The sequence below is a fragment of the Microbacterium invictum genome, assembly GCF_014197265.1.
Lineage (GTDB): Bacteria > Actinomycetota > Actinomycetes > Actinomycetales > Microbacteriaceae > Microbacterium > Microbacterium invictum.
In genome coordinates this window covers 516,269-531,290 of record NZ_JACIFH010000001.1, presented here as the reverse complement: position 1 = coordinate 531,290, position 15,022 = coordinate 516,269, and the positions used below count along the sequence as shown (strand labels likewise).

The 15,022-nt window shown below is 70.2% G+C and carries 17 protein-coding genes; 10 read left to right on the top strand and 7 right to left on the bottom strand.

Annotated elements, in window-relative coordinates:
• Positions 1–56: 56 nt before the first annotated feature.
• The 7 genes from xseA (at position 57) to BKA10_RS02535 (ending at position 5,964) form a co-directional block, all read left to right on the top strand.
• Positions 57–1,358 (top strand): exodeoxyribonuclease VII large subunit, encoded by a 1,302-nt coding sequence (gene xseA, locus BKA10_RS02565; protein WP_183498459.1) that lies wholly within the window; start codon positions 57–59, stop codon positions 1,356–1,358.
• Positions 1,359–1,368: 10 nt separating this feature from the next.
• Positions 1,369–1,590, top strand: a complete 222-nt coding sequence (locus BKA10_RS02560) for an exodeoxyribonuclease VII small subunit (protein WP_183498458.1) — start codon at positions 1,369–1,371, stop codon at positions 1,588–1,590.
• Complete coding sequence (locus BKA10_RS02555) at positions 1,590–2,216, top strand: DUF4245 family protein (protein ID WP_183498457.1); 627 nt, start codon at positions 1,590–1,592, stop codon at positions 2,214–2,216. Before BKA10_RS02560 ends, BKA10_RS02555 begins: the two co-directional genes overlap by 1 nt.
• Before the next feature lie 35 nt (positions 2,217–2,251).
• The gene (locus BKA10_RS02550) at positions 2,252–2,851 is read left to right on the top strand and encodes a carbonic anhydrase (protein WP_183501024.1); all 600 of its coding nucleotides are present in this window, start codon (positions 2,252–2,254) and stop codon (positions 2,849–2,851) included.
• A gap of 74 nt (positions 2,852–2,925) precedes the next feature.
• Positions 2,926–4,323: a class II fumarate hydratase gene (locus BKA10_RS02545; protein ID WP_183501023.1), complete on the top strand. Its 1,398-nt coding sequence runs from the start codon at positions 2,926–2,928 to the stop codon at positions 4,321–4,323.
• 10 nt (positions 4,324–4,333) lie between these two features.
• Positions 4,334–5,311 (top strand): sensor histidine kinase, encoded by a 978-nt coding sequence (locus BKA10_RS02540; protein ID WP_248199050.1) that lies wholly within the window; start codon positions 4,334–4,336, stop codon positions 5,309–5,311.
• A complete protein-coding gene (locus BKA10_RS02535) occupies positions 5,308–5,964 on the top strand; it encodes a response regulator transcription factor (protein ID WP_183498456.1) in 657 nt (218 codons plus the stop codon). Before BKA10_RS02540 ends, BKA10_RS02535 begins: the two co-directional genes overlap by 4 nt.
• A gap of 62 nt (positions 5,965–6,026) precedes the next feature.
• Here BKA10_RS02535 and phoH2 read toward each other — a convergent pair whose 3' ends face one another.
• From phoH2 to BKA10_RS02520, 3 genes are all read right to left on the bottom strand, one after another.
• Positions 6,027–7,349: an RNA 5'-3' helicase PhoH2 gene (gene phoH2, locus BKA10_RS02530; protein ID WP_183501021.1), complete on the bottom strand. Its 1,323-nt coding sequence runs from the start codon at positions 7,347–7,349 to the stop codon at positions 6,027–6,029.
• A gap of 216 nt (positions 7,350–7,565) precedes the next feature.
• Positions 7,566–8,711: an aminotransferase class V-fold PLP-dependent enzyme gene (locus BKA10_RS02525; protein ID WP_248199053.1), complete on the bottom strand. Its 1,146-nt coding sequence runs from the start codon at positions 8,709–8,711 to the stop codon at positions 7,566–7,568.
• Between the two features lie 41 nt (positions 8,712–8,752).
• Positions 8,753–9,538 (bottom strand): isoprenyl transferase, encoded by a 786-nt coding sequence (locus BKA10_RS02520; RefSeq protein ID WP_248199057.1) that lies wholly within the window; start codon positions 9,536–9,538, stop codon positions 8,753–8,755.
• Positions 9,539–9,639: 101 nt separating this feature from the next.
• Between BKA10_RS02520 and trhA the strand changes: the two genes are divergently transcribed.
• Positions 9,640–10,338, top strand: a complete 699-nt coding sequence (gene trhA / locus BKA10_RS02515) for a PAQR family membrane homeostasis protein TrhA (protein WP_183501020.1) — start codon at positions 9,640–9,642, stop codon at positions 10,336–10,338.
• On the opposite strand, the gene BKA10_RS02510 is transcribed toward trhA, so the two are convergent.
• A complete protein-coding gene (locus tag BKA10_RS02510; RefSeq protein ID WP_183498454.1) occupies positions 10,316–10,606 on the bottom strand; it encodes a hypothetical protein in 291 nt (96 codons plus the stop codon). The two genes, trhA and BKA10_RS02510, sit on opposite strands and share 23 nt — an antisense overlap.
• Before the next feature lie 60 nt (positions 10,607–10,666).
• Here BKA10_RS02510 and BKA10_RS02505 point away from each other — a divergent pair, with 60 nt between their 5' ends.
• Complete coding sequence (locus BKA10_RS02505) at positions 10,667–11,062, top strand: DUF4307 domain-containing protein (RefSeq protein ID WP_183498453.1); 396 nt, start codon at positions 10,667–10,669, stop codon at positions 11,060–11,062.
• A 91-nt stretch (positions 11,063–11,153) separates the two neighbouring features.
• On the top strand, positions 11,154–11,645 hold the full coding sequence (greA, locus tag BKA10_RS02500) for a transcription elongation factor GreA (protein WP_183498452.1): 492 nt from the start codon (positions 11,154–11,156) through the stop codon (positions 11,643–11,645).
• 12 nt (positions 11,646–11,657) lie between these two features.
• On the opposite strand, the gene ilvA is transcribed toward greA, so the two are convergent.
• From ilvA to BKA10_RS02485, 3 genes are read right to left on the bottom strand one after another with little or no spacing between them, the layout of a single operon-like run.
• On the bottom strand, positions 11,658–12,884 hold the full coding sequence (gene ilvA / locus BKA10_RS02495) for a threonine ammonia-lyase (protein WP_183498451.1): 1,227 nt from the start codon (positions 12,882–12,884) through the stop codon (positions 11,658–11,660).
• A complete protein-coding gene (locus BKA10_RS02490) occupies positions 12,881–14,071 on the bottom strand; it encodes an AI-2E family transporter (RefSeq protein ID WP_183498450.1) in 1,191 nt (396 codons plus the stop codon). Before BKA10_RS02490 ends, ilvA begins: the two co-directional genes overlap by 4 nt.
• A 53-nt stretch (positions 14,072–14,124) precedes the next feature.
• Entirely contained in the window at positions 14,125–15,009 is an 885-nt protein-coding gene (locus tag BKA10_RS02485; protein ID WP_183498449.1) for a M48 family metalloprotease, read from the bottom strand.
• Positions 15,010–15,022 lie beyond the last annotated feature (13 nt).

Below are 15,022 nucleotides of genomic sequence, written 5' to 3'. Positions count from 1 at the left end.
AGTCTACGGAGCCGCCGCTGTGAGCGGGCCGCAGACAGCCGCGCCGAGAGGATCAGATGACGACGTTTCAGACCGCCGCCGGTCAGACGCCGCCGCCCGACTCGGTGAGCCCGCGCGATTCGTCGCTCGAAACGCCGACCTCGGTGTCACGTCTGAACGAGACCATCCGGGGTTTCATCCAGAAGTGGGGGGCCATCTGGGTCGAAGGCGAGATCACCGCGTGGAACCTGCGCGGCGGCAACGTGTTCGGCCGTCTGAAAGACACCAGCGGCGACGCGACGCTCTCGTTCCAGCTGTGGTCGTCGACCCTGCGGCGGCTGCCCGCCGACCTGAAGATCGGCGACAGGGTGGTCGCGTGCGTGAAGACCGAGTACTACGTCAAGACCGGCTCGTTCAGCTTCACCGTCTCGGACATGCGGCATGTCGGACTGGGTGACCAGCTGGAGCGGCTTGAGCGCCTCCGCGCGCAGCTGCGCGGCGAGGGCCTCTTCGACCCCGCACGCAAGAAGCCGATCCCGTTCCTCCCCCACGTCATCGGCCTCATCACCGGTGAGCGCAGCGACGCCGAGAAGGACGTGCACCGCAACGCCGAGCTGCGCTGGCCCCAGGTGCGGTTCCGCACGATCCACGCCGCCGTCCAGGGCGATCGCTGCGTGCCCGAGACCCTGGCGGCCCTGCGCACCCTCGACGCCGATCCCGAGATCGACGTCATCATCATCGCCCGCGGCGGGGGCGACCCGCAGACCCTGCTCGGGTTCAGCGACGAGAAGCTGCTGCGGGCCGTCGCCGCGGCATCCACCCCCATCGTCTCGGCCATCGGCCACGAGAACGATCACCCGATTCTCGACGATGTCGCGGATCTGCGGGCCTCCACCCCCACCGATGCGGCCAAGAAGGTCGTGCCCGACGTCTCCGAACAGCGCGCCCTCGTCCAGCAGCTGCGCAGCCGGGCACGCACCCGGCTCACCCAGCGCGTGGCCCACGACATCGCCCAGCTCGAGCAACTGCGTTCGCGCCCCGTCCTGCGCGACCCCGAGACGCTGCTCACCGGGCGAGCCCAGGAGGTCTGGACGCTCAGCTCGCGGGGCCGCGAGATCGTGCGCCGGAGCGTGGATGCCGCGTCTCTCACCGCCGCAGAGCTGCGCGCATCGCTGCGCGCCCTCTCGCCCGGCGCCACCCTGGCGCGCGGCTACGCGATCGCCCACATCGACGACGGGGTGATCGTGCGAGACGCCGTGCAGGCGCCGGCCGGCACGGCGTTGGTGGTCACCGTGGCCCAGGGCTCCTTCGCCGCCCGCTCCGAGGGTGCCGTCGCCGAGGGCGACGCCACGACATCGGCGCCGTCGGGGTCGAACTAGGATGGGAGACATGTCCAGCGACGCTTCTGCCGATGTCGCCGAGCTGTCGTTCGAGCAGGCTCGCGACGAGCTCGTGCGCGTCGTGGCCGAACTCGAGCAAGGCGCTCCGACGCTCGAGCAGTCCTTGACCCTGTGGACGCGCGGCGAGGCCCTCGCCGCCCGCTGCGAGCAGTGGCTGCTCGGCGCGAAACAGCGGCTCGACGCGGCCCGCACCGCCGACTCGGAGTCGTGATGGCATCATCACCCCGCGTCGTCGCCGAACTGGGACGACCCGAGACTCCGGATGAGACCGCGGCCCGCAAGGCCGCCTCGTCGCACGCGTACCGGTCGAGCCAGACGATGCGCAACCTGCTCGTGGCGCTGCTGGTCACCCTGGCAGTCGTCCTGATCGTCGTGCTCGGCGTTCCGCGCGGCGCGTACGACGAACAGGGCGAGATCGACGTCGCCGCATCGGCGCAGGCCGCTGCCGGGTCGACCGGCACCGAACTGCTCATCCCCGAGGTTCCGGACTCATGGCGGGCGAACTCCGCGCGCATGGAAGGCGCCATGTGGCGCGTCGTCTACGCACCGTCAGAGGAACCCGAGTTCATCCGGGTCGCGCAGCTCATCGCCGCCGATGCGCCCGCGGCATCGCGGCTGCTCGGCGGCGCGACCCCCACGGGGACGGTGACCATCGACGGCATCGAATGGGATGAGTTCACCGTCACGGCATCCGACGACAACGTCTCGTACGCCATCGCGACCCCCGCCGGATCCGACACGATCGTCATCTACGGCTCGGCCCCGGCCGACACCGCCGCGACGGCCGCCGCCGGCGTCGCTGACCAGATCCGCGAACTGCGCGAGGAGAACCAGTGACCGAACGCCCGACACCGCTCAAGGCGTGGGACGAGATGAGCCGCGGCAACGCGCGATTCGTCGCCGGTGACCCCCGGCACCCCCGTCAGGATGTCGAACGACGTCACGAACTCGCGCACACCCAGACACCGCGGGCCGTGCTGTTCGGGTGCTCCGACTCGCGTCTGGCGGCCGAGATCATCTTCGACAAGGGGCTCGGCGACCTGTTCGTCGTCCGCAACGCCGGTCAGGTCGTCTCGGACTCGGCGATCGCGAGCCTCGAGTACGCGGTGGCGATGCTCGACGTGTCGCTCGTGGTCGTCCTGGCCCACGACGAGTGCGGGGCCGTGCGCGCGGCGATCGACTCCACGGCCCCCGACGCCGAGGAGCTGCCCCCGCACATCTGGCGCCTGATCGCGAAGATCGTGCCCGCGGTGCGGCGCGTGCTGCGTGCGACGCCGGGTGCGACCCCGGCCACGCTCGACGCGGAGATCGTCGGTCGCGAGCACCTGCGCAACACGGTCGACGATCTGCTGGAGTCGTCGAAGCTGATCAGCGATGCCGTCGCCGCCGGCCGCCTGGGCATCGTCGGCGCCAACTACCGTCTCGACGAGGGCACCGCGGTCGCGCACGTGACCGTGGGACTCGACGACTGAGAAACCGCGCCGGCCACCCCGCAGCGGGCAGCCGGCACCTGGACCACACACGAGGAAACGAGGACGTGACCGACATGACCGACACCGCCGAGTACCGCATCGAACACGACACCATGGGTGAAGTGCGGGTGCCCAAGGACGCGCTCTACTCCGCGCAGACGCAGCGCGCCGTGGAGAACTTCCCCATTTCGGGCAAGGGCCTCGAGTCCACTCAGATCGCGGCCCTCGCCCGCATCAAGAAGGCGGCGGCGCTGGCCAACAAGCATCTCGGCACCCTCGACGGTGCGATCGCCGACGCGATCGCCGCGGCAGCCGACGAGGTGGCCGCCGGCGGTCACGACGACCAGTTCCCGGTCGACACCTACCAGACCGGGTCGGGCACCTCCTCGAACATGAACATGAACGAGGTGCTCGCGACCCTCGCGACCCGCATCCTCGGCGCCGCCGTGCACCCCAACGACCACGTGAACGCGTCGCAGTCCTCCAATGACGTGTTCCCCACCTCGGTGCACATCGCCGTCACACAGGCGCTCATCGACGACCTCATCCCGGCACTCGACCACCTCGCGGTGGCGCTCGAGGCCAAGGCCGAGCTGTGGAAGGACGCCGTCAAGTCCGGCCGCACGCACCTGATGGATGCCACGCCGGTCACCCTCGGTCAGGAGTTCGGCGGCTACGCGCGGCAGATCCGCCTCGGCATCGAGCGCGTCCAGTCGGTCCTCCCCCGCGTGGGCGAGGTCCCGCTGGGCGGCACGGCCGTCGGCACCGGCATCAACACCCCGCTCGGCTTCCCGCAGAAGGTCATCGAGCTGCTTCAGACCGAGACCGAGCTGCCCATCACCGAGGCCAAGGACCACTTCGAGGCGCAGGCCAACCGCGACGGCCTCGTCGAGGCGTCCGGCGCGCTGCGCACGATCGCGGTGTCGCTGACCAAGATCAACAACGACCTGCGATGGATGGGCTCCGGCCCCAACACAGGTCTGGGCGAGCTGCACATCCCCGACCTGCAGCCGGGTTCGTCGATCATGCCCGGCAAGGTCAACCCGGTCGTGCCCGAGGCCACCCTCATGGTCGCCGCGCGCGTGATCGGCAACGACGCCACCGTCGCCTGGGCCGGCGCGTCCGGCTCGTTCGAGCTCAACGTCGCCATCCCCGTCATGGGCACCGCACTGCTGGAGTCGATCCGCCTGCTGTCCAACGCCATGCGGGTCCTCGCCGACAAGACCGTCGACGGCCTCGAGGCCAACCTCGAGCGCGCAGCCGCATTCGCGGGCATGTCGCCGTCGATCGTGACCCCGCTCAACAAGGTCATCGGGTACGAGGCGGCTGCCAAGATCGCCAAGCACTCGGTCGCCAAGGGCATCACCGTGCGCGAAGCGGTCATCGACCTGGGCTACGTCGAGCGCGGTGAGATCAGCATCGAACAGCTCGATGAGAAGCTCGATCTGCTCTCGATGACCCGCCCTGGTTGATAATCAGAGTGTGAACCGCACTTCGGCGCCTCGGCAGCGCCGCACCCGTACCGCTGGGCTCGTCCTGGCCGTGGCCGGCGCGGGCTTCGCGGTGGCTGCGTTGGGCATCGGCGTGGTGCACCTGGTGACCGACCTCCCCCTCCCGTGGGCGGCCGTCGGCGTGTACGGCGCCGTGGCCGCCGGCACGCTGGTCGTCCTCGGCGTGGTGGTGTGGATCGTGGCCGATGACGAGGGTCCGGATGCCGGTGCCGCCGACACCGCGGAGAGTGCGTTCGACACGCAGCGACGGCTCCTCGACGACATCCGGCATGAGCTGAAGACACCCATCACGATCGTGCGCGGGCACCTCGAGGTCATGGATCCCACCGATGCGCAGGACGTGACGGCGATCCGCGATCTCGGCATCGCCGAACTCGACCGCATGACCCGGCTCATCGGCGACATCGATCTGCTCGCCGCCGTGGAATCCGACCAGTACTCGATCGGCGACGTCGACCTCGCCGCGCTCACCCGGCGGGTGTCGGAGCTCGTGGCGGTGATCCCCGGCCACACGTGGAGCATAGAGCAGACCGCGCCGGTCGTGATCCGCGGCGACGGCGACCGCCTACTGCAGGCGTGGCTGCAGCTGGCCGACAACGCCGCCAAGTACACACCGCCGGGCAGCCCGATCGAGTTGGGCAGCGCCGTCCATGCGGCCGGGGCGCAGCTGTGGGTGCGCGACCACGGCGCCGGCATCCCCCACGCCATGCGGCACCGGATCTTCCGGCGCTTCGACCGCGGTCCCGGCAAACGCGTCGTGGGCGGGTCGGGGCTGGGGCTGGCTATCGTGGATGCCATCGCGAAAGCGCACCGCGGTCGCTGCACGATCGCCGACACCCCCGGTGGCGGCGCCACCTTCACCCTGGACGTCCCCATCGGCACTCGTGCGGATCTTCCCACGCCGGTGCGAGCCGGAGACGTCGTCATGCAGCGAGAGGCCACCGGATGACCCGCATCCTCGTCGTCGACGACGAACCCCACATCGTCTCCCTGGTCACGCGTGGACTCCACTCCGAAGGGTTCGAGACCGTCGTGGCCGAAGACGGACACCAGGCGCTCGACCTCGCGCTCGAAGGCGACGTCGACCTCGTCGTGCTCGACGTCGGCCTGCCCGGCATGGACGGATTCGAGGTGCTGCGGCACCTGCGCGCCTCCGGCAGCGCCGTCCCCGTGATCATGCTCACCGCCCGCAGTTCGACGCGTGACGCGATCGAGGGCCTCGACGCCGGTGCCAGCGACTATGTGCCCAAGCCCTTCGCCGTGGCCGAACTGCTCGCCCGCGTCCGGTCACGCCTGCGTGAGCGGGCACCCGCCGCCGGCGTGATGCTCTCGCGCGGCGAGGTCACCCTCGACATCCTCGCCCGGCGGGTCACCGTCAGCGGCCGCGAGGTCGACCTGTCGGCGCGGGAGTTCGCTCTGGCCGAGCAGTTCCTCCGTCACCCCGGCGAAGTGCTCACACGCGAGATGCTGCTGAGCCGGGTGTGGGGGCTCGAGTTCGACCCGGGCTCGAACGTGGTCGACGTCTACGTGCGCTACCTGCGCGCGAAGCTCGGCGCCGAGAACATCGTGACCGTGCGCGGCGAGGGCTACCGCTGGGACTGAGCGGTCCCCCGCCCACTCCCTGCGGCATCCCTCCCCTCTGTCAGCCGCCCTCGCGCGGCCGGTCAGCTCAGTTCGCCGGCCTCGAGCAGATCGGTCACCAGCGCGGCGATGGCCGAACGCTCCGAGCGGACGAGCGTCACGTGCGCGAACAGGTCGTGACCTTTGAGGGTCTCGATGACGCTCGCCACGCCGTCGTGGCGCCCGACACGCAGGTTGTCGCGCTGTCCGACGTCGTGAGTGAGGACGACTCGCGAGTTCTGCCCCACGCGACTGAGCACGGTGAGCAGGACGTTGCGCTCGAGCGACTGCGCCTCATCGACGATGACGAACGCATCGTGCAGCGACCGCCCGCGGATGTGCGTCAGCGGCAGCACCTCGAGAAGGCCCCGTGAGATGACCTCTTCGAGCACGTTGCCCGAGACCACGGAGCCGAGGGTGTCGAAGACCGCCTGTCCCCAGGGATTCATCTTCTCGCCCTGGTCGCCGGGCAGGTAGCCCAGTTCCTGCCCGCCGACGGCGAACAGCGGCCGGAACACGATGATCTTCTTCTGCTGCTGACGCTCCAGCACCGCCTCGAGGCCCGCGCAGAGCGCCAGCGCCGACTTGCCCGTGCCGGCCCGGCCGCCCAGCGACACGATGCCCACCTCGGGGTCCACCAGCAGGTCGATCGCGATCCGCTGCTCGGCCGAGCGCCCGTGCAGACCGAACACGTCGCGGTCGCCGCGGACGAGACGATAGCTGCCGTCGCCGGTCACCCGACCCAGGGCCGAGCCCCGCTCGGAGTGCACCACGAGGCCGGTGTTCACCGGAAGCCCGCGGACCGCATCGCTGGTGGCCACTTCACTCTCGTACAGGTCGCTCATCTCGTCGCCGGAGATGTCGACGGTGGCTATACCGGTCCACCCCGAGTCCACCGCCTGCTCGGCGAGGTACTCCTCCGCGTGGATGCCGAGCGAGGCGGCCTTCACGCGCATCGGCATGTCCTTGGAGACCACCGTCACCTGGTGTCCCTCCTGGGACAGGTGCATGGCCACGGCGAGGATACGCGTGTCGTTGTCGCCCAGGCGCATGCCCATCGGCAGCACGCTCGGATCGGTGTTGGTCAGCTCGACCCGCACGGTGCCGTCGACGCCGACGGGCACCGGGTGGTCCAGGCGGCCGTGCTCGATGCGCAGCTCATCGAGGTGGCGCAGCGCCTGCCGCGCGAAGTAGCCGATCTCGGGGTCGTGGCGCTTGCCCTCGAGCTCGCTGATCACCACGATCGGGATCACCACGGAGTGCTCGGCGAACCGGAACAACGCACGCGGATCGCTGAGGAGCACCGACGTATCGAGCACGTAGGTGCGCAGATCCTGCTCCGCACGCTGCGATTCGACGTCGTCCAGCCGGTTCGGATCCTCGAGATGCTGCTGCTGAGGTGCCTGTGTGATCACGACCCACTCCCGCCCCGGGCGGATCCCGCCCGGCAGTCTCGAGTCGACCAGGGGCCACGAGTCAGTGGAGAGGCCGACCCGACCGGGCACTCTGCCCGATGCCTCTGACGGTACGTCGGAGCCGGCCCGCGAGCCGCAATCGACACGCCGCGTGGGCTGTCCGCAATGCTAACTCTCGGTGACGACCGGGGCAGCGTCGTCGTCCACGCGGTGGGCGGCCACGGCCGCGAGGGCGTCGCCCAGCAGGCCGAACGAGTCGGCGCCGGTGCCCACGTGGGGCGCGATGCGCAGCATGCCCTCGCGCGCCGTCGCGGTCACGCCGTGGTTGGCCAGGGCCGCCGCCAGCGCGCCGGCCTCCCGCGGTGCCGGAGCGAGCGTGACGATGCCGGCATGGTGCTCGCGCGAGGTGATCACCTGCACGCCGTACCGGTCGGCCAGCGTCATGACGTGCTGCGCGCGGTCGCGCAGTTCGGCTGCGATCGCCGGCACCCCGGCATCCGCCACCTCACGCAGCGCCGTGACCAGCCGCGCCGACGCGAGCATGTCGGGCGGGGAGACGGTGTACGCCTGAGCACTGGCGCGCGGCTGCGGAACGCCGACGGTGGTGACGTCGCCGTCCATGCCCATTGCGCTCGACAGGACCGGCTCGATGCGCTCGCGCGCCCGGGGTGAGAAGCGGGCGAAGCCGGTGCCCCGGCCCGCGCGCAGCCACTTGTAGCCGTTGCCGCACACGACGTCCGCGGCGGCCCAGTCGGCGTCGACGACTCCGAAGCCCTGGACCGCGTCGACGATCAGCAGACGGTCGCCGATGACATCGCGCAACGCGGTGAGGTCGGCGAGGTACCCGGTCCGGAAGTCGACCAGGCTCAGCGCGAGCGCGGTGACGTCGTCGGTGAGTGCCTCGCGGACGGCGTCAGGGGTGACGAGGCCGTCGGAGGCCTCCAGCTCCTGCACGCGCAGCAGGCCGCGGGCATCCTGCGCCCGCCGCGCGGTGACCGGGATCGCGGGGAACTCGCGCGGAGACAGCAGCACGTCGCCGCTGAGGCCGAAGAACGCCTGCTGCAGCCCGTACGTGGTCGAGGGCTGCAGGGTCACCTCGTCGGTGGCGGCGTCGAGCAGCTCGGCGAGCAGCTCGCGCGCCTCGACGGATCGTCCCGAGACCAGTTCGATGCCCGCCGAGCGCCCCGTGCCCAGCAACTCGGCATCCGCGAGTGCCTCGGCACGCACCGCCGGCGACAGCGGCCCATACGCCGCCCAGTTCAGATAGCCCGGCTCAGCGTCGAACGAGGCGAGGTACGGTTCCAGATCGGTCACGCCTCACATTGTGGCACGCGAACGCCCCGCGACCGGAGGCGTCAGCTTCCGTAGCGACGGTCGCGCGTGGCGTAATCGCGGATCGCACGCAGGAAGTCCACTTCGCGGAGGTCCGGGCCGAGCGCCTCGACGAAGTAGAACTCCGAGTGCGCCGACTGCCACAGCAGGAAGTCGCTGAGGCGCTGCTCCCCCGATGTGCGGATCACAAGGTCCGGGTCGGGCTGCCCGCCGGTGTAGAGGTGCTCGCCGATCTGCTCGGGCGTGAGGCTCTCGGCGAGCTCCTCCAGCGAACCGCCGCCGACGCGATGCTGCGCGATGATGCTGCGCACCGCATCGACGATCTCGCCGCGTCCGCCGTAGCCGACGGCGAGGTTCACGTGCATGCCGGTGTTGTCCTTGGTGTGCTCTTCGGCGGTGTGCAGCACCCGTGCGAGGTCAGCCGGCAGGATCTCGGCGCGGCCGACGTGCTTCACCCGCCAGCCGGGCTCGTGCGAGAGTCCCTCGGCGAGCTCGGCGATGATCTCGATGAGGTCGGCGAGCTCCTGCGAGTCGCGCTTGCGCACATTGTCGGTCGACAGCAGATACAGCGACACGACGTGGATGCCGAGCTCGTCGCACCAGCACAGGAACTCGCGCATCTTGGCGGCGCCGGCCCGGTGTCCCTCGGCGGCGGTCGGGTACCCGGCCTGACGTGCCCAGCGGCGGTTGCCGTCGATCATCATCGCGACATGGCGCGGCACGGCATCGGGCGTCAGCTGCCGCTTGAGCCGCGACGAGTACACACGGTAGAGGAGTCCTCGCCCCTGAGTCCCATCCGCACGCGCCACGTCCTTTACGCTACCGCCCCGAGCCCGGCATGTACGCCCCGGCATATGGCGCGGCGTAGGCTCATCTCGTGACCCGACCCCCGGCCGACGATGGCGCCGAGATGCCGCAGCTTCCGCTGATGGATGCCGCGGCGGTGAGCGCCCACGTGGAGCTCAAGCCCAGCTGGCGCGGGTGGCTGCATGCCGCCACGTTCCCGATCGCGATAGCCGCGGGCATCGTGCTCATCATGCTCGCGGAGGGCGGCGCGGCGAAGTGGGCGTGCGCGGTCTTCATGGCGAGCTCCCTCCTGCTGTTCGGCAACTCGGCGCTGTATCACCGGTTCGACTGGGGACCCAGGACCAAGGCCGTTCTCAAGCGCATCGATCACGCGAACATCCTGCTGCTGATCGCCGGCACCTATACCCCGCTGGCGGTGCTCGCCCTGCCGCCGGAGCAGGGGCGTCTGCTGCTGATCCTGGTGTGGTCCGGTGCGCTCCTGGGCATTCTGTTCCGGGTGTTCTGGATCAACGCGCCCCGCTGGCTGTATGTCGCGCTCTACCTGGTGCTGGGCTGGGCGGCGGTCATGTACATGGTGGACCTGTTCCGCGCCGACCCCGCCATGATGGTCCTCGTGATCGTCGGCGGCCTGCTCTACACCGGCGGCGCGATCGTCTACGGCCTGAAGAAGCCGAACCCGTGGCCGGGCCACTTCGGCTTCCACGAGATCTTCCACGCGTGCACGGTCCTGGCGTTCCTGTGCCACTGGACGGCGTGTCTGCTGATCGCGCTGAACCCGGTCAGTCCTTCGCTGGGGGCGTAGGCGGAATCTCGTCGCTGTCGATCGCGCGGTCCTCGGCGGCGCCGGCTTCCAGCGCGGCGGCTTCGGCGTCGAGGTCTTCGCCGATCTCGGAGCGGTATCGTGCCCGGCGGATGCGCCGCAGCATGTCGATCAGCAGCAGCACGACGGCGAGCGCGAGCACCGCGATGGCCAGGAAGCCCGCAAAGCCCGGTGTCACAGCTTCCGGATCGGGCAGCACCGGGGTCGGGCTCGGAGTCGGAGTCGTCGCCAGCCACATCAGTGCATCCATGTGTCCTCGTTCCCGCCCGCGAGCGCTTAGCCTGGAAGTCCAGCCTAGAACGGATGCCGCATGACCACCGACGCGATCGAGCGCAAGCTCGCCGACCGGTATGGCCGTTCCCGGCCGCGCTGGGGGCTGTGGATCGTGGTCGGCGTCCTCGCGGCCGGACTGATCGGCTATGTCGGCTGGACGACGGTCAGCGGCGCGGTGAATTCGGTCGACTACGACACCACCGGCTACGAGCTGCACGACGCGCACAGCGTCACGGTCCGCTTCCAGGTGACGTCCCGGCCCGGCACACCGGTCGCGTGCGCCGTCGAGGCCCAGGACCCCGAGCACGGCGTCGTCGGGTGGCGCGTGGTCGAGTTCCCCGGCAGTGACAGCACCTCACGCGCGCTGAGCGTCACGGTGCCGACCACTGCGGAGGCGACCACGGGATTGGCCAGCAACTGCTGGATCCCGTAAACTGATCCGAACATTGCGCGCCCCGGCTCGACGCCGGGGCGTTTGGCTTACGCCCCGGCGTTCCCCCGGCATCCATCATCAAGGAGACGATGTGTCCAGCGACAGCACGGTGACCTTCCTCACTCAGGACGCGTACGATCGCCTCGCCGCCGAGCTCGAGCATCTCTCGACGATCGGTCGCGAAGAGATCGCCAAGCGCATCGAGTCGGCCCGCGAAGAGGGTGACCTGAAGGAGAACGGCGGATACCACGCCGCCAAGGACGAGCAGGGCAAGCAGGAGGCGCGCATCCGCACGTTGCAGCAACTGCTCAAGGACGCCCAGGTCGGCGAGGCCCCCGAGTCCGACGGCACCGTCGAATCGGGCACCGTCATCACTGCCGTGGTCGCCGGCGGCGAAGAGGTCTTCCTGCTCGGCAACCGCGAGATCGCGGCGAACTCCGAGCTCGACGTCTACAGCGAGGCGTCGCCGCTGGGCAGCGCCATTCTCGGGCTGAAGGAAGGCGAGAAGACGTCGTACACCGCGCCCAACGGCCGCGAGATCGCCGTCGAGATCGTGAAGGTCGAGACCTACACGGGCCAGTGACCCTGCTCGGGTTCAGTCCTCGACGAGCTTCGGGCTGAACCCGGCCTCTTCGAGGATCGTGATCACCTGCGCGCGGTGCTCCCGACCGCGGGTCTCCACGCTCAGCTGCAGCACGACCTCGCTGATCTGCAGGCCCTGACCGTGGCGGGTGTGCAGCACCTCGATGACGTTCGCACCGGCGATCGCCAGCAGCTCGGACACCCGCGCGAGCTGGCCGGGACGGTCGGGCAGCGGGATCTGCAACGTCATGTAGCGACCGGATGCCGCGAGCCCGTGCGACACGACCCGCTGCAGCAGCAGGGGATCGATGTTGCCACCGGACAGGATCGACACGGTCGTTCCCGTGGCCTGGATCTTTCCCGCCAGGATGGCCGCCACCCCGACGCCGCCGGCCGGTTCCACGACGACCTTCGCGCGCTCGAGCAGCACCAGCAGCGCACGGGCGATGTCATCGTCGGTGACGGTGACGACCTCGTCCACCAGGTCGCGGATGATCTCGAACGGCACGTCTCCCGGCCGGGCCACCGCGATGCCGTCGGCGATCGTGGGTGTCGTTGCCACCTCGACCGGGTGCCCGGCCTCCAGGGAGGTCGGATACGCGGCCGAGTTCTCCGCCTGCACTCCGATGATCCGCACGCGGCGCCCCTGTTCGGCCGCCCGTGCCTTGATAGCGGCGGCGACACCGGCGATGAGTCCGCCGCCGCCGATGCCCACCAGCACCGTGTCGACGTCGGGCACCTCGTCGATGATCTCGAGGCCCAGGGTGCCCTGCCCGATGATGATGTCGCGGTGGTCGAACGGGTGGATCAGCACCGCCCCGGTGCGCTCGGCGAACTCCGCCGCGAGGCGCAGCGGGGTCTCCACGGTGGCCCCTTCGAGCACCACGTCGGCGCCGTAGCCCCGAGTGGCGAGGAGCTTGGGCACCGGTACACCCAGCGGCATGAAGATCGTCGCGGCGATGCCGAGTGCCTGCGCGGCACGTGCGACGCCCTGGGCGTGGTTTCCCGCGGAGGCGGCGACGACACCGCGTGCGCGTTCGGCCTCGGTGAGGCGGGATAGGCGGTAGGCGGCACCGCGGATCTTGAACGAGCCGGTGCGCTGCAGGTTCTCGAGCTTGAGCAGCACGGGTGCGCCGAGCACATCGCTGAGGTGCTCCGAGTCCTCGAGCGGCGTCCGCAGGATGACGTCGCTGAGCGCCCGGGCGGCGTCTTCGAACTCGGCCAGGGTGGGGTGGGTCACGCGGGGCTCCTCTTCGTGCGCGGCACGGTGCTCCAGATCAGATCGTCCGACCGGAATGCGGCCGCGCCCGTCTCCCAGGCGCGGCGCGAGATGTAGATCCAGACCACGTTCACGAACGCGGCCAGGGGCACCGCGAACAGGGCCCCGGGGATGCCGCCGACCATCGCGCCGCCGGCGACGACGAGGACGACGGCGAGCGGGTGCACCTTGACGGCCGCGCCCATCAGGAGCGGCTGCAGCACGTGGCCTTCCAGCTGCTGGACGCCGAGCACGACGACGAGCATCCACAACGCGATCCACGGGCCGTTGTAGACCAGGGCGAGGAACACCGCGAGCGCGCCGGTGATGACGGCGCCGACGAACGGGATGAACGAGCCGAGGAAGACGAGGACGCCGATCGGGATGGCGAGCGGGACGCCCAGCAAGAATGCCCCCAGCGAGATGCCGATCGAGTCGATCGTGGCGACGAGCAGCTGGGTCCGCGCGTAGGTGACGACCGTGCGCCAGCCGGCACGACCGGCGCCGTCGACCGCGGGGCGCGCGCGCAGCGGGAACAGCCGCACCGCCCAGCGCCAGATGCCGGCGCCGTCGGCGAGCAGGCAGAGCAGGATGAACAGCGCCAGCAGCGCACCGGTGACGACGTGGCCGACTGTGCTGCCGATGGCCAGCGCACCCGACAGCAGCAGATCGACCTGCTCCTGCAGCAGGGTCCACGTCTGCGCGAGGATGTCGTCGATCTGCTCGGCGGTCAGGTGCAGCGGGCCGTCGATCAGGTAGGTGCGGAACTCCTCGACGGCGGCGCCGGTGCGCAGCCGCACTGAGTCCCACTGCAGCCCGATCTGCCAGACCGCCAGCCATACCAGGCCGGTGATGATGGCGATCGTGCCGATGACGGCGATGACGATCGCGAGCCACCGCGGGAACCGGTGCCTGATCATGAAGGAGAACGCGGGCCACACGAGCGCCGCCACGAGGATCGCCACCAGCAGCGGCACCACCAACAGCTTCAGCTCGATGATCAGCCAGATCGCGACAGCGATGGCCGCGGCGATCACGATGAACCGCCACGCGTAGGCGGTCGCCACGCGCAGTCCGCGCGGCACACCCTCGGAGATCTCGGTGCTCACTGTCCGGGTGCGCAGTGCCTCGAGGAATCCGCCCCGAGCTTTGTCGTCGGTGCCAGTCACTGTGTCAGTTTAGGGGCGTACGCGTTCCGCACCGGGAATGCGCCGGGGCGGCCTCAGAACCGGCCGCCCATGTGCTCGAGCCGGGCGATGCGGTCGGGAATCGGCGGGTGGGTGGCGAACAGCTTCGCCAGGCCTTTCGGCCGCAGCGGATTGCTCAGCCACAGGTGGGCCGTCGAGGTGTGCGCCCGCTGCAGCGGGGCGTCGTGCTGGGCGATCTTCGCGAGGGCGGATGCCAGTCCGTCAGGGTCGCGGGTGGTCATCGCGCCCGTCGCGTCGGCCAGATACTCGCGCTGCCGGGAGATGGCCGCCTGGACGGCGCCGGCCAGCAGCGGTGAGACGATCGCCGCGACGACGCCGAACAGCATGAAGATGACCGCCGCCTGGTTGTTGCCGGCGCGGCGACCGCCGAAGAAGGCGAACCGCAGGAACATGTCGGCCAGCATGCCGATCGCCACGACGAGCCCGAAGACGACCAGCGACACCCGGATGTCGTAGTTGCGGATGTGCGCGAGCTCGTGGGCCAGCACACCCTCGAGCTCGCGATCGGTGAGCCGTTCGAACAGCCCCGTGGTCACCGTGATGGCCGCCTTGTCGGGCGTGCGCCCGGTCGCGAACGCGTTCGGCGACGGGTCCTGCACCACGTAGAGGGCGGGCATCGGGCTGCCGGTCGTGATGCAGAGATTCTCGACCAGCCGGTGGTAGCGGGGTGCGTCCGCCGCGGTCACCGCCCGCGCCCCCGACAGGGCGAGCGCCTCGCGGTCGGCGAGGAAGTACTGCACCGTCGCGTACCCGCCCGCGAAGACCAGGATGAAGGCGGTGATCCACCAGTTGTTGCCGGCCAGCCAGCCGGCGACCAGTCCGATGAGGCCCAGGATCAGCACGAAGCCGATGAGGATGAACCAGGTGTTCCGCTTGTTGCGGGCGATGGCGGAGTACATGTCACGGCCTCCT

Coding starts and splice junctions, on each gene's coding strand:
- xseA (WP_183498459.1), top strand. CDS start 57: ATGACGACGTTTCAGACCGCCGCCGGTCAGACGCCGCCGCCCGACTCG.
- BKA10_RS02560 (WP_183498458.1), top strand. CDS start 1,369: ATGTCCAGCGACGCTTCTGCCGATGTCGCCGAGCTGTCGTTCGAGCAG.
- BKA10_RS02555 (WP_183498457.1), top strand. CDS start 1,590: ATGGCATCATCACCCCGCGTCGTCGCCGAACTGGGACGACCCGAGACT.
- BKA10_RS02550 (WP_183501024.1), top strand. CDS start 2,252: ATGAGCCGCGGCAACGCGCGATTCGTCGCCGGTGACCCCCGGCACCCC.
- BKA10_RS02545 (WP_183501023.1), top strand. CDS start 2,926: ATGACCGACACCGCCGAGTACCGCATCGAACACGACACCATGGGTGAA.
- BKA10_RS02535 (WP_183498456.1), top strand. CDS start 5,308: ATGACCCGCATCCTCGTCGTCGACGACGAACCCCACATCGTCTCCCTG.
- trhA (WP_183501020.1), top strand. CDS start 9,640: ATGCCGCAGCTTCCGCTGATGGATGCCGCGGCGGTGAGCGCCCACGTG.
- BKA10_RS02510 (WP_183498454.1), bottom strand. CDS start 10,606: ATGGATGCACTGATGTGGCTGGCGACGACTCCGACTCCGAGCCCGACC.
- BKA10_RS02505 (WP_183498453.1), top strand. CDS start 10,667: ATGACCACCGACGCGATCGAGCGCAAGCTCGCCGACCGGTATGGCCGT.
- BKA10_RS02485 (WP_183498449.1), bottom strand. CDS start 15,009: ATGTACTCCGCCATCGCCCGCAACAAGCGGAACACCTGGTTCATCCTC.